The organism is Ornithinimicrobium sp. F0845 (assembly GCF_023015765.1).
GTDB lineage: Bacteria > Actinomycetota > Actinomycetes > Actinomycetales > Dermatophilaceae > Ornithinicoccus.
The window spans coordinates 165,414-178,167 of sequence record NZ_JALKAL010000002.1; the positions used below are offsets into that span (position 1 = coordinate 165,414).

Consider the following 12,754-nt stretch of genomic DNA (forward strand, 5'->3'; position numbering starts at 1 on the left):
GCTCGCGAGAGGTGACTCGACCAGGTCAGGCAGACTGCGGCTGCACGTCGCGCAACCGCTGCGAGACAACGGTCGTTACACCGTCGCCCTTCATGGACACGCCGTACAGCGCGTCGGCGACCTCCATGGTCCGTTTCTGGTGGGTGATGACGATGAGCTGGCTGGAGTCCCGCAGCTCCTCGAAGAGTGTGATCAGCCGCCCGAGGTTGGTGTCGTCCAGGGCCGCCTCGACCTCGTCCATGATGTAGAACGGGCTCGGCCTCGCCTTGAAGATGGAGACCAGCAGCGCCACGGCGGTCAGCGATCGCTCCCCGCCGGAGAGCAGCGAGAGCCGCTTGATCTTCTTGCCCGGCGGGCGGGCCTCGACCTCGATGCCGGTGGTCAGCATGTCCTCGGGGTTGGTCAGCGTCAGCCGTCCCTCGCCGCCGGGGAAGAGCCGGGAGAAGACGCCAGCGAACTGCTCGGCCGTGTCCTCGAAGGCCTCCGCGAAGACGCGCTCGACCCGTTCGTCGACCTCCTTGACGATGTCGAGCAGGTCCTGCTTGGAGCGACGCAGGTCCTCGACCTGCTCGGTGAGGAACTTGTGCCGCTCCTCCAGCGCCGCGAACTCCTCGAGCGCCAGCGGGTTGACCTTGCCGAGCGCCGAGAGCTTGCGCTCGGCGCTGCGCAACCGCTTGTCCTGCGCCTCGCGCACGAACGGCGTGGGGTCGGGCAGGTCGTCCGGGTCGTCATCGGGTCCCGGGACGGCCGGGATGAGCTGGTGCGGGCCGAACTCCTCGACGAGGGCGTCGGGGTCGATGCCGAGCTCCTCGACGGCGCGCGTCTGCAGGGCCTCGATCCGCAGCCGCTGCTCCGCCCGGGCCACCTCGTCACGGTGCACCGAGTCGGTGAGGTCACGCAGCTCGTCGCCCAGGGTGCTGACCCTCCCCCGTGCCTCGGCCAACCTAGTGTCCCGCTCCGCTGCCTGGGCACGGGCCTGGTCGCGCACGGTGGCTGCCTCACCCACGAGCGCCCGCACCTCCTCCAGCACGTATGCCGATCCCTCGGCGACGGCGGTCGCGACCCGGGCGGCGTGGGCTCGCCGTTCGCGACGGGCCGCGGCGCGCTCCCGTGCCGCGATCTCCGACCGCGCGGCGGCCTCCAGCGACTCCGCGCGCCCCTGCAGCGCGCGGGCCCGCTCCTCCTGGGTGCGCAGCTGCAGGCGGACCTCGGTCTCCTTGGTCCGCCCCGCAGCGGCCACGGCGGCCAGGCGGTCCCGCTCGTCGGTGTTGGGCTCCTCCTCGCCGGGCTCGGCCTCAGCTTCAGCCAGGCGCTGTTCCAGCGTCGCCAGCTCCAGGCGCCCCGCCTCCAGCGCCTCCTCGGCGGCGGCCACCGACGCGGTGGTGCGCTCGTGCTCGGCCCGGGCGCCACGCACCGCGGAGCCGAGCTGCCCGAGCTTCTCGGCGACGGCAGCCATCTTGGCGTCGGAGTCGTGGAGCTCATCCATCGCCTGCTCCGCCGCGGCACTGTGCCGGTCCAGCTCCTGACGGGCCGCAGCCAGCGCAAAGGTGGCCTGCTCCCCCCTGGCGGTCGTGTCCGCTAGACCGGCCTGCGCCTCGTCCAGAGCGCTCTGGATCTCCAGCAGGCTCGGCGCCGCCGAGCTGCCTCCGCGGACCCAGCCCGCGGCATACACATCGCCGTCCCTGGTCACTGCGATGAGCTGGTGGGCGGCGATCAGCTCGGCGGCCACCGCATCGTCCTCGACGACCGCGACGCGGTGCAGCAGGGCCTCGACGGCCGGCGCGGCGCTGTCGGCGACCGTGACGACGTCACTCGCCCAGACCGCACCGCCGGTGAGCGCCGGCCACCCCGTCGTGTCGGTGGCGGGAGCGGTCTGCGGGACCAGCAGCGCGGCCCGGCCCTCGTCGTCGGCCCGCAGCGCGGCCACGGCACCCCGGGCGTGGTCCAGAGACTCCAGGACCAGCCCGTCACCGGCCCACCCGAGCGCCGCGGCGATGGCGGCCTCGTAGCCGCTGGTCACGGTGACCAGGCTGGTCACCGTCCCGATCACCCCACGGCCTTCCGGCGCGGCGAGCAGCGCGGCGGCGCCGTCCTTGCGGCGCAGGCTCAGCTGGAGCGCCTCGCACCGGGCGGTCAGGCTGGCCCTCTGCGAGTCGGCGCCGCGGACCTCCTCGGTGAGCCGCTCGACCTCGGCGGCAGCAGCGACCCGGGCGGCCTCGGCGGCCTCGTAGGCCTGGTCCAGGCCCTCCTCGCCCTCCTCGACGTCCAGGACGCGGCCCTCGAGCGCGGCGAACTCCTGCTCGGCGGTGGTGGCGCGCCCGGCGATGGACTCCAACGCGGACCGGAGCCGGCCGATCTCGGCCTCCCGGGCCTCCTGACGACTGCGCGCGGCGGCAACCTTGCCGGAGAGCCGGGCCAGGCCCTCGCGCCGGTCGGCGGCGGCGCGTGCCAGGCGGGTGAGGCGCTGCTGCTCCTCGTGGTGGGCGGCCTCGGCCTGCCGCCGGGACTCCTCGGCGACCTTCAGTGCCTCGCCGATGCCCGCGATCTCCTGCTCCAGCTGCTGCTCCTGCTCGCGCAGCGTCGCGGCCTGGGAGCGGAGCTTGTCGGGGTCCCGTCCCTCGCCGGACCCGCCGGGACCCTCCTCCTCGCTCTCGCTCGCCAGCAGCCGCACCCGCTCCCGGGCGAGGTCGGCGGTGGCGGAGGTGCGCTCGACGAGGGAGGACAGGGAGTACCACTGGTCCTGCGCGGCGGTGAGCGCCGGCGCAGCCTCAGCGGCCTCGGCCTCCAGCGCGGCCACGCTGGACTGCGCCGCCGTGAGCGCCTGCTCCACGGCGGTGCGCCGGTTGATCATCGCGGTCTCGTCGGCCAGCTCCTGCTCCAGGGTGCTGGTCAGCTGCACCAGGTCATCAGCCAGGATCCGCAGCCGGGCGTCGCGCACCTCGGCCTGGATCGACGCGGCGCGGCGCGCGGTCTCGGCCTGGCGACCCAGTGGGCCGAGCTGGCGCCGGATCTCGGAGGTCAGGTCGCCGAGCCGGGTGAGGTTGCCCTCCATCGTCTCCAGCTTGCGCAGCGCCTTCTCCTTGCGCTTGCGGTGCTTGAGGACCCCGGCGGCCTCCTCGATGAAGCCGCGTCGCTCCTCGGGCGTGGCGCGCAGGACCGCGTCGAGCTGCCCCTGCCCGACGATCACGTGCATCTCCCGGCCGATGCCAGAGTCGGAGAGCAGCTCCTGGATGTCCAGCAGCCGGCAGGACGTGCCGTTGATGGCGTAGTCGGAACCACCGTTGCGGAACATGGTCCGCGAGATCGTCACCTCGGAGTAGTCGATCGGGAGCGCACCGTCGGTGTTGTCGATGGTCATGGTGACCTCGGCCCGGCCCAGCGGAGCGCGCCCGGAGGTCCCGGCGAAGATGACGTCCTCCATCTTGCCGCCCCGCAGGCTCTTGGCGCCCTGCTCGCCCATCACCCACGCCAGGGCGTCGACCACGTTGGACTTGCCGGAACCGTTGGGGCCGACGATGCACGTGATGCCCGGCTCCAGCCGCAGCTTGGTCGCCGAGGCGAAAGACTTGAACCCCTTGAGGGTCAGGCTCTTGACATACACGCGGTGGCGGCTCCTGGTGCGGCGGACTTCCGGTCACTGTACCGGCGGGGAGCACCGATCCCCCGCACCTCGGGGCAGTATGCCGAAAGCCGGCGCCGCTCCCGCGCCCGGGCCTGCGACGCGACAGACGTCGGGAGCCCTCGCGCCCGGTCAGCGCTCCCGGAACCCGCCCAGGTCCAGGGCTGGCTCATGCCACTGGACGGTGACACCGGAGACGTGCCCCGGACGGCTCCGGGTCGAGACGTCCTCGCCGAGCAGGTCGATCAGGGCACGGACCGCATCCTCGGACCCCTGAGCGTTGACCTCCACCCGACCATCTGGCAGGTTGCGGGCGTGCCCCACGAGGCCGAGCTCGAGAGCGCGGGCCCGTGTCCACCACCGGAACCCGACCCCCTGCACCCGGCCTCGCACGAAGATCAGCGCCCGCACCATGACGTCAGTGTATTGAGGAAACCGACACCCGACCGTCTCAGCCTGCGAGGTAGGCCACGGGGCAACCGATCCACGGGCACCCCGTCGCGGACCTCCTTGGGACCACCACCCGCCCACCGGCATAGATGGTTGTGCGCACGGCTTCAAGATGCTATTTCGGCGGGCTCAGCCGTGGCGCGGGATCCTCGGCCGTGGCTGACAGCGCGGGCAGTAGTGCGAGGACCTGTTCATGAACGCCTCGCGCCGGATCGGCGTGCCGCAGCGGTCGCACGGCTCCCCCTCACGGCCGTAGGCGTGCAGCGACCGGTCGAAGTAGCCGCTCGCGCCGTTGACGTTGACATAGAGCGCATCGAAGCTCGTGCCGCCCTGGGCCAGTGCCTCGGTCATCACCATGGCGGCGTGGTCAAGCACCCGCCCCAGCACCGGCTTGGTCAGGGCCGAGGTCTCCCGCAGCGGGTGCACCCGCGCCCGCCACAACGCCTCGTCGGCATAGATGTTGCCGATGCCGCTGACCTTCGCCTGGTCGAGCAGTGCCCGTTTGACGGCAGTATGCCGTTGCTTCAGGGTGCGGACCAGCGCCTGGTGGTCGTAGGCCGGCTCGAGCGGGTCGGGGGCGATGTGGGACACCGGGACCGGCACCCCGTGCGCGTGGGCACCGCCCGGATGCGGGTCCGGCACGAGCGCGGTGAGCGCCAGGCCCCCGAAGGTGCGTTGGTCGACGAAGCGGAGTTGGGGCCCGTCGTCGACGAAGTCGAAGGAGGCGTGCAGGTGCTTCTCGCGAGGTGCGTCCGCCGGCTCCACGAGCAGCTGCCCGCTCATCCCGAGATGGATGACCAGGGCGTGCGGGTCGTCGCCGGGAGTCTGGACGACCAGCCAGAGGTACTTGCCGCGCCGGTCGGCGGCGAGGACCTCACCCTCGGTGAGGCGGTGGGCCAGGTCCAGTGGTCCGGCGTCGTGGCGACGGGCAACCCTCGTGCCGGTGATGGTGGCGTGGGAGATGCGGCGGCCGACGACGTGCTCGGCGAGTCCCCGGCGGACGACCTCGACCTCAGGCAGCTCCGGCACGGCTGGTCAGGCGGGCCCGGACGGGTCGGCCTCGGCGTCCTCGACGGCGGTGGCCCGTTCGGTGAGCACCTTCCAGGCCGCCTCGGCAGCCTTCTGCTCGGCCGCCTTCTTGCTGCGTCCCACGCCGGTGCCGAGGACCTCGTCCTCGATGATTGCGCTGGCGGTGAAGACCTTGTCGTGGTCGGGGCCGTCCTCGCTGATCTGGTAGCTCGGGCTCACCGGCGCGTCGACCGAGGCCAGCTCCTGCAGGCTGGTCTTCCAGTCCAGGGCGGCGCCGAGGTTGGCGGTGTGCGCCATCAGCGGGTCGAGCAGGTGGTGGACGAAGGTGCCCGCGGCCTCGAGGCCGACCGAGACGTAGACGCAGCCGATGACGGCCTCGGTGGTGTCCGCCAGGATCGAGGCCTTGTCACGGCCCCCCGTCGCCTCCTCGCCGCGCCCGAGCAGGACGTAGTCCCCGAGCCCGATCGTGCGCGCGACCTCGGCCAGCGCCCGGGAGTTGACGACCGCGGCGCGCAGCTTGGCCAGCTGCCCCTCGGGCAGGTCCGGGTTCCTCCGGTAGAGCGTGTCGGTGATCACCAGCCCCAGCACCGAGTCCCCCAGGAACTCCAGGCGCTCGTTGTGCGGCACGTTGCCGTTCTCGTAGGCGTAGGAACGGTGCGTGACGGCACGCCGGAGCAGCGCCTCGTCGCAGACCCCTCCGACCACCTCGGCGAGGTAGTCGGAGAGGTCCGAGAGGGGACGCTGCTCGGTGGTGGCGGAGCCAGCGCCGGCGGACCCTGGGTCAGCAGACCCAGCGGTCGCCGGACCGGTGCCGGCGCGGGAGCCGGAGCCCGACGTCATACTGACGAGGAACTCAGCCCTGGTGCTCGGTGCGCTCTGCGGCGTCGTAGTGACGACCCGCGTAGGTGCCGCAGGAGGGGCACGCCATGTGCGGCTGCTTGAGCGCCTTGCACTGCGGGCAGGTGCTCACGGCAACCGGCGAAGCCTTCCAGTTGGCGCGGCGGGAGCGGGTGTTGGAGCGGGACATCTTCCGCTTCGGGACAGCCACGTCAGTTCCTCTTCTTCTCGTCGTCGGTGCCCTGCTGGGCGAGGTCGGCGAGCGCCGACCACCGGGGGTCAATCACGTCATGGTGGTGGTCCGGATCGTCCGCCAGGCGCGCCCCGCACTCGGAGCACAGTCCCGGACAGTCGTCCCGGCACACCGGTTGGAACGGCAGGGCGGTCACCACTGCGTCCCGGATCAGCTCCTCGAGGTCCATCTGGTCGTCCTCGAGGACATAACCCTCGTCCTGCTCGTCCTCGTCGGCCGCCACCTCGTGGTGGTGGGCCGCGCGGTCGGGATAGGCGAACAGCTCCTGGAAGCGCACCTCGACCGGCAGGTCGAGGTCGTCCAGGCACCGCACGCACACCCCGGTCGCGGTGGCCCGGACCGATCCAGACGCCAGGACACCCTCCATCACGGACTCCATCCGCAGGTCGAGGTCGACGGTGTCGCCGGCCTTGACCGCGATGACGTCCGTGCCGATCTGGTCCGGAGCCGTCACGGTGCGCGAGGTCTCGGTCATGGCACCCGGCCGTCGGACGAGCTCCCGGGTGTCGAAGACCCAGGGGCTCGCGGCGTCCTGCGTTGCCATGTCGTCCCTCGCGTATCGTGTGGATCGGCCTGGACCCACAGGGACACAGACCGACACACTAGGTTAGCCGAGGGGTTGGCGGCCCAACAAATCAGCGGGACGTGCGCTCGGGCAAGCCGCCGGACGTCGTCAGGGCCGGGCCGGTAGGTTGGCCGCATGAGTCGCTGCCTCTGTCCCGGATCCTACGACCCGGTCACCAACGGCCACCTGGACATCATCGTCCGCGCTGCCGCACTGTATGACGAGGTGGTCGTCGGGGTGCTGCACAACCCGGCCAAGCGTGGGCGGTTTCCCGTGGAGCAACGCCTCGAGTTCATCACCCGGTCGCTGCCGGCGGACCTGCCTGTCCGCGTCGAGGCGTTCGGCGGCCGGCTGCTGGTCGACATCGCCAAGGAGCTCGGGGCCACCGCGATCGTCAAGGGGTTGCGGGGCGGCACCGACTTCGCCTACGAGCTGCCGATGGCCCTGATGAACCGGCACCTGACCGGCGTGGAGACCGTCTTCCTCCCGGGCGACCCTGCCCTGGAGCACGTGTCCAGCTCGCTGGTCACCGAGGTCTCGCAGTATGGCGGGGACGTCACGGGCCTCGTCCCCGACGTCGTGCGGGACGCCCTCGTTGCCCGCCGTGACTGACGCTGCCAGCGTGCGTGAGGCTGCCCCCATGGCTGGGGCTGCTGTGGCGGCCGGGCCGGCACCGATCACCGCCGTCCTCTTCGACCTGCACCAGACCCTGGTCCACGGCGGGGACGCCGCGGCCTGGCTGGCTGCCGGCTGGAGCCGGACGGGCCGGGCCGGCACCCCCGTCACCGCCCTGGGCGAGGCCGGCGCGGCCGCCGTGACCGACTTCCTGGACCGGATCTGGGAGCACGCACGCCCGATCGACCCCGACAGCACCCGGGATGAGAGCCAGGCGCGGCACCGGGAGGTGTTCCGCGGCACCGTCAAGCTGTGCCCCGGCATCGACCCGCCGCTGGCCGAGGCGCTCTATGAGGTGATGCCCGACCGGTGGGAGGCCTTCGAGGACAGCGTGCCGGTCCTGACCGCGCTGCGTGAGCGCGGCGTGCGGACGGCCGTCATCTCCAACATCGGCTTCGACCCCCGCCCCCTCCTGCATCGCACCGGCATCGTCACGGACGCCGTGGTGCTGTCCTACGAGGTGGGCAGCGTCAAGCCGGCGGCCAGCATCTTCAACCAAGCTCTCGACCTGCTCGGAGCCGACCCAGAGGAGTCCCTGATGGTCGGGGACAGCTGGCTGGACGACGCCGGCGCCGCGGCCCTCGGGATCCGCACGCTGCTGCTACCCCGGACCGACGGTCCGGTCCACGGCCTGGAGCTCGTGCTGCGGCTGGTCGGCTGAGCCAGCACGGCATGCTGACCCATCGCACAGCACTGCGTGGGATTGAGTCCCCCTGGTGGAAGGATTCCCACGCAGTGACAGCGCAGCAGCCGAGCCAGGCGTGTCCTGCACCGTCGACTCAGGGGTCGACACTCTCGTCCGGGGTCTCCCGTGCCACCACCTCGGCCAAGTGGACGGCCGTCTCGCCGTAGGTCCGCGACCGCAGCGGCGCGAGCCCGGCCGGCCAGGTCGGCTCCGGCGACCGGGCGGAGCGCTCCACCACCACCAGCGCGTCGGGGCCGAGCCACCCGCCGGTCACCAGCAGACCGAGGCTGGCGGTCAGCTCCGCCTCGCCGAGGGGGTAGGGCGGGTCCAGCAGGACGAGGTCGAACGCCTCGCCACCCGGCCCGCGCTGGAGGACGCGGTCCACCTTCTCCGCCTGGACCTGAGCGCGGTTCCGCACCCCCAGCGTCGCCACATTGGCCTCGACCACCCGCGCGGTCCGGCGGTCTGCCTCGACGAGCGCGACGAACCCGGCTCCACGGCTCAGCGCCTCCAGCCCAAGGGCGCCGGACCCGGCATACAGGTCCAGCACCCGCGCGCCGGCCAGCTCCATCAGCGACTCGATCCGGGAGAAGACCGCCTCGCGAACGCGGTCCGTGGTCGGCCTCGTGTCGGCTCCGTTCGGTGTGGCCAGGGTGCGCCCGCCGAACTCCCCGGCGATGATCCGGGTCATCAGCCACGCTCCAGGAAGGCGGCCCGCTCGGCGTCCAGCCGGGTCAGCTCGGCCCGCAGCTCAGGGTGCTCGGTCAGGTCGGGGTCGTCGCCGACCACCTGCCACGCCGCGTCGTGCGCGGCGGTGATCAGGTCCTCGTCCCGGGTCAGCCGCAGCAGGCGCAGGCTGCTGCGCGCACCGGACTGGGTCGCCCCCAGGACATCGCCCTCGCGACGCTGCGCCAGGTCGAGGCGGGCGAGCTCGAACCCGTCGGTCGTGGAGGCCACCGCGTCGAGCCGCTCCAGGCTCTGGCTCTCAGCCTCCTGGCTCATCAGCAGGCACAGCCCGGGCTTGGTCCCGCGACCGATCCGGCCGCGCAGCTGGTGCAGCTGGGAGATCCCGAACCGGTCGGCGTCGATCACCACCATCTGCGTCGCGTTGGGGACGTCGACCCCGACCTCGATCACGGTCGTGGCGACCAGCACGTCGACCTCGCCGACCGCGAAGGCACGCATGACGGCGTCCTTCTCCTCGGTCGGTTGCCGACCATGGAGTATGCCGAGGCGCAGGCCCGCGGTCGCCGGCAGCTCGCGCAGGGCTCGCTCGACCTGGAGCACGCCGTGCATCTGCGCCCTGCTCGCCCCCTCGTCGTCGGCGTCCCGAGCCCCCGCCGCACGGTGCCCATCGGTCTCGGCCACGATCGGGCCGCCCGGGCCGGTGCTCGCCCCGTCCGGCAGGTCGGGGTCGTCCTCCTGCCCGATCCGGGGGCACACGACATACACCTGGCCGCCCTGGGCGACCTCCTCGGCCACCCGCTCCCAGGTCCGCTTGACCCAGGTGGGCTGGTCTCCGCGGACCACGTGGGTGGTGATCGGTTGCCGGCCGCGGGGCACCTCGGTCATCGTCGATGTCTCCATGTCGCCGAAGACGGTCATGGCCACCGTGCGCGGGATCGGGGTCGCGGTCATCACCAGGGTGTGGGGCGAGGCACCGTCCACCTTGGCGCGCAGGGCGTCGCGCTGCTCCACACCGAAGCGGTGCTGCTCGTCCACCACGACGAGCCCGAGCTCGGCGAACTGCACGTGCTCCTGGATCAGGGCGTGCGTGCCGACGACGATGCCGGCCTCGCCACTGGCGGCCAGCAGGAGATTCTTCTTGCGCTCGGCCGCCGACTGGCTGCCGGTCAGCAGGGCCACCCGGGTGCCGTCGGCCGAACCACCGAGCAGCCCGGCCTCGGCCAGCGGACCGAGCATGGCGCTGATCGAGCGGTGGTGCTGCACGGCGAGGACCTCGGTCGGGGCCAGCAGCGCCGCCTGCGCCCCCGCGTCGATGACCGTGAGCATCGCCAGCAGGGCAACGACCGTCTTGCCGGAGCCGACCTCGCCCTGGAGCAGACGGTGCATCGGCAGCGTGCGGTCCAGGTCTCCGGTGATCTCGGCGAGCACCTGCTGCTGGCCCTCGGTCAGGTCGAACGGCAGCCGCTCGCGGAACTGATCGGCGAGCCCGCCCGGGACGGAGGACCGCCGCACGGCAGGCACGGCGTCCGAGGAGCGCCGCATCACGGCCAGCGCCGCCTGCAGGACGAAGGCCTCCTGGAACTTCATCCGCCACCGGGCTCTGCGCTGCTCCTGGGTGCTCCGTGGCTGGTGCATCATCGTGTAGGCGTTGCTCAGCGGGGGCAGCCCGTGCTTGGCCCGGACCTCCACCGGGATCGGGTCGGGGATCTCCTCCACCGCGTGGAGCACGAGGTCGACGGCCGCCGCGACCTTCATCGAGTTCATCTTCGGCACCTGGCCGTAGACCGGGATGGGCCCCTCCCCGAAGGTGCTGCTGGCCTGGGCCCCGGCGCCGAGCAGCTCATACTCCGGGTGGGTCAGCTGTCGCCGATCGCCGTAGTAGCTGACCGTCCCGCTCACCAGGACGCGCCGACCGGGCACCAGGGCGCTCTCGTGGCCCCACGCCGAGAAGAAGGTGAGTTCCAGCTCGTTGCCGGCCCCGTCCTTGATGGTTGCGATGAGCATGCTGCCGCGACGCTGCCGCATCTTGCGGGTCACAGCCGTGTGCACCTCGGTGAGCACCACGACATACTCCCCGTCGTGCAGCGTCGAGAAGTCGGTCGGACGGGTGGGGTCGAGGTAGGTGCGCGGCCAGAACTCCAGCAGGTCACGGGCCGTGACCAGCTCCTTCTTGGCCAGGTTGGTCGCCGCCTTGCCCACGAGCGTGCGCAGGTTGGTGTCCAGGCTCGGGCGTTCGCCGGCCATCACTCAGCACCCAGCAGCCAGGGGTAGGCCGGCTGCCCGCCCTCGACCCGGACCACCTCGACGCCCGGGTGGGCCTGCTCGATCGCGGCCACCACCTGCTCCATCCCGGCCCGCTGCGCCGGGTCCACCCCGGCACCGCTCACCACGGTGAGCAGCTCGGTCTGGTCGGTGACCAGCCGTGCCAGCAGCCTGGTGGCCGCCCGGGTCGCGTCGTCGTCGACCACCACGATCTGGCCGTCCAGCAGCCCGAGGGACTGCCCGGCGCGGCACGGACCGGCACTGGTCTGCGCGTCCCGGGAGGCGACGGTCAGTTCTGCGTGGACGGTCGCACCGGCCGCCTCCGCCATCGCTGGGACCGATTCCTCCAGAGGGGCCTGCGGGTCGAAGACGGCCAGCGCGGCCAGCCCCTGCACCGCGGCACGGCTGGGCACCACCTCCACGACCAGGCCCTCCTCGCGGGCGGCTGCGGCCGCTGCCTCGGCCGCCATCAGCACGTCCCCGTCGTTGGGCAGCACGACGACACTGCGGGCGGGCACCGCCCAGATCGCGTTGAGCAGCTGGCCGGTGGAGGCCCGTGCGCCGGCGGCGGAGCGCACCACCGTCGCGCCGGCCTGCTCGAACAGCTCGAGCAGGCCGTCTCCCCCGGCGCAGGCGACGATGCCCACTGCAACTCGTGGCTGCTCGACGGCGGTCGGTGCCGGACCGCCCGATCGGACCAGCTCCTCGATCCGGACCTGGTCGACGTGGCCGGCCATCGCGCCGGCCTCGACCGCGACCTGGGGCTCGTCGAGGTGCACGTGGACCCGCCAGTCCTCGGGGCCACCCACCACGAGGACCGAGTGCCCGACCTGTTCCAGGTGTGCGCGCAGGTGGGCGATCCGGAAGTCATCGGAGTCGCTCAGCACGTACATCACCTCGTAGGCACCCTCGCCGTCGTCGGCGCACTCCACGGGCGGCAGCACCGCACCGCCGCGGAACCAGGGGCTGTCACCGGCCTCGGCCTCGACGCGCCCGTCGGTGAGCACGCGCTGGAGCGCCTCGAGGACGATCACCAGACCGGCCCCGCCCGCGTCCACGACCCCCGCTCGGCGCAGCGCGGGCAGCTGGGACGGGGTGTGCTCCAGGGCCGTCCTCGCTGCGGTCAGAGCGGCCCCGCTGACGGTCGCGGGCGTGGCCCCCTCGGTCGCGGCGGCCTCGCGGGCAGCGGCCGCAGCCGCCCGGGACACGGACAGGATGGTGCCCTCGACCGGGGAGGACACGCCGGCCCAGGCCAGGTGGTCGGCGCGGCTGAAGGCCTCGGCCAGGATCTGGGCGTCGAGCTCGACCAACGACGCGCCGGCCCCGGCCTCGGCGGCGGCCTCGTGGAGGCCACGCGCCAGCTGGCTGAGGATCACACCGGAGTTGCCGCGCGCCGACAGCAGCATGCCGCGTGCCAGCAGCGCCAGCCCCTGGACGAGGCTGATCGGGGCGCCGTCGACCGTGTGGTGACCGCGCAGCACGTCCAGGGCACCGTCGAAGGTCAGGAACATGTTCGTGCCGGTGTCGCCGTCCGGGACCGGGAAGACGTTGAGCGCGTCGATCTGACTCCGCGCCTCCGCCAGTCCCGCGCGGGCCGCGAGGGCCCAGCGTCGGGCAGCCGCCAGGTCCAGGGGGACCGCTGTCCAGGTCGTCACCGGCTCACCTGCCTTGGTCTCGGGGTGCACCCGCACA

11 protein-coding genes are annotated in these 12,754 nt (G+C 72.6%); 2 read left to right on the forward strand and 9 right to left on the reverse strand.

The features are described 5' to 3' along the window. Positions 1-25 precede the first annotated feature (25 nt). From smc to MWU75_RS04070, 6 genes are all read right to left on the reverse strand, one after another. On the reverse strand, positions 26-3,601 hold the full coding sequence (gene smc / locus MWU75_RS04045; protein ID WP_247088354.1) for a chromosome segregation protein SMC: 3,576 nt from the start codon (positions 3,599-3,601) through the stop codon (positions 26-28). A gap of 150 nt (positions 3,602-3,751) precedes the next feature. After that, positions 3,752-4,033, reverse strand: coding sequence for an acylphosphatase (locus tag MWU75_RS04050; protein ID WP_247088355.1), 282 nt, complete (start codon positions 4,031-4,033; stop codon positions 3,752-3,754). A gap of 165 nt (positions 4,034-4,198) precedes the next feature. Further along, positions 4,199-5,098, reverse strand: a complete 900-nt coding sequence (gene mutM / locus MWU75_RS04055) for a bifunctional DNA-formamidopyrimidine glycosylase/DNA-(apurinic or apyrimidinic site) lyase (protein ID WP_247088356.1) — start codon at positions 5,096-5,098, stop codon at positions 4,199-4,201. 6 nt (positions 5,099-5,104) lie between these two features. Continuing rightward, positions 5,105-5,938, reverse strand: coding sequence for a ribonuclease III (rnc, locus tag MWU75_RS04060; protein ID WP_247088357.1), 834 nt, complete (start codon positions 5,936-5,938; stop codon positions 5,105-5,107). Between the two features lie 13 nt (positions 5,939-5,951). After that, positions 5,952-6,146 (reverse strand): 50S ribosomal protein L32, encoded by a 195-nt coding sequence (gene rpmF / locus MWU75_RS04065; RefSeq protein ID WP_109474759.1) that lies wholly within the window; start codon positions 6,144-6,146, stop codon positions 5,952-5,954. 1 nt (position 6,147) lies between these two features. Beyond that, positions 6,148-6,732 carry a DUF177 domain-containing protein gene (locus MWU75_RS04070; protein ID WP_247088358.1) on the reverse strand — a complete coding sequence of 195 codons (585 nt, stop codon included), beginning with the start codon at positions 6,730-6,732 and terminating at the stop codon, positions 6,148-6,150. A gap of 156 nt (positions 6,733-6,888) precedes the next feature. Between MWU75_RS04070 and coaD the strand changes: the two genes are divergently transcribed. Further along, positions 6,889-7,365 carry a pantetheine-phosphate adenylyltransferase gene (gene coaD, locus MWU75_RS04075; RefSeq protein WP_247088359.1) on the forward strand — a complete coding sequence of 159 codons (477 nt, stop codon included), beginning with the start codon at positions 6,889-6,891 and terminating at the stop codon, positions 7,363-7,365. Positions 7,366-7,393: 28 nt separating this feature from the next. Continuing rightward, positions 7,394-8,089, forward strand: coding sequence for an HAD-IA family hydrolase (locus MWU75_RS04080; protein WP_247088360.1), 696 nt, complete (start codon positions 7,394-7,396; stop codon positions 8,087-8,089). Positions 8,090-8,207: 118 nt separating this feature from the next. Here MWU75_RS04080 and rsmD read toward each other — a convergent pair whose 3' ends face one another. The 3 genes from rsmD to MWU75_RS04095 are packed head-to-tail and all read right to left on the reverse strand — an operon-like array spanning position 8,208 to position 12,717. Then, the gene (rsmD, locus tag MWU75_RS04085; RefSeq protein WP_247088361.1) at positions 8,208-8,804 is read right to left on the reverse strand and encodes a 16S rRNA (guanine(966)-N(2))-methyltransferase RsmD; all 597 of its coding nucleotides are present in this window, start codon (positions 8,802-8,804) and stop codon (positions 8,208-8,210) included. Then, a complete protein-coding gene (locus MWU75_RS04090; RefSeq protein ID WP_247088363.1) occupies positions 8,804-11,044 on the reverse strand; it encodes an ATP-dependent DNA helicase RecG in 2,241 nt (746 codons plus the stop codon). The genes rsmD and MWU75_RS04090 overlap by 1 nt, the downstream gene beginning before the upstream one ends. Further along, positions 11,044-12,717, reverse strand: coding sequence for a DAK2 domain-containing protein (locus MWU75_RS04095; protein ID WP_247088364.1), 1,674 nt, complete (start codon positions 12,715-12,717; stop codon positions 11,044-11,046). The genes MWU75_RS04090 and MWU75_RS04095 overlap by 1 nt, the downstream gene beginning before the upstream one ends. Between the last annotated feature and the right edge of the window lie 37 nt (positions 12,718-12,754).

What these genes read in the sequence shown, in the direction of transcription:
- MWU75_RS04080 (WP_247088360.1), top strand. Translation starts at nt 7,394, where the DNA reads ATGGCTGGGGCTGCTGTGGCGGCCGGGCCGGCACCGATCACCGCCGTC.
- rnc (WP_247088357.1), bottom strand. Translation starts at nt 5,938, where the DNA reads ATGACGTCGGGCTCCGGCTCCCGCGCCGGCACCGGTCCGGCGACCGCT.
- MWU75_RS04050 (WP_247088355.1), bottom strand. Translation starts at nt 4,033, where the DNA reads ATGGTGCGGGCGCTGATCTTCGTGCGAGGCCGGGTGCAGGGGGTCGGG.
- rsmD (WP_247088361.1), bottom strand. Translation starts at nt 8,804, where the DNA reads ATGACCCGGATCATCGCCGGGGAGTTCGGCGGGCGCACCCTGGCCACA.
- MWU75_RS04070 (WP_247088358.1), bottom strand. Translation starts at nt 6,732, where the DNA reads ATGGCAACGCAGGACGCCGCGAGCCCCTGGGTCTTCGACACCCGGGAG.
- coaD (WP_247088359.1), top strand. Translation starts at nt 6,889, where the DNA reads ATGAGTCGCTGCCTCTGTCCCGGATCCTACGACCCGGTCACCAACGGC.
- MWU75_RS04090 (WP_247088363.1), bottom strand. Translation starts at nt 11,044, where the DNA reads ATGGCCGGCGAACGCCCGAGCCTGGACACCAACCTGCGCACGCTCGTG.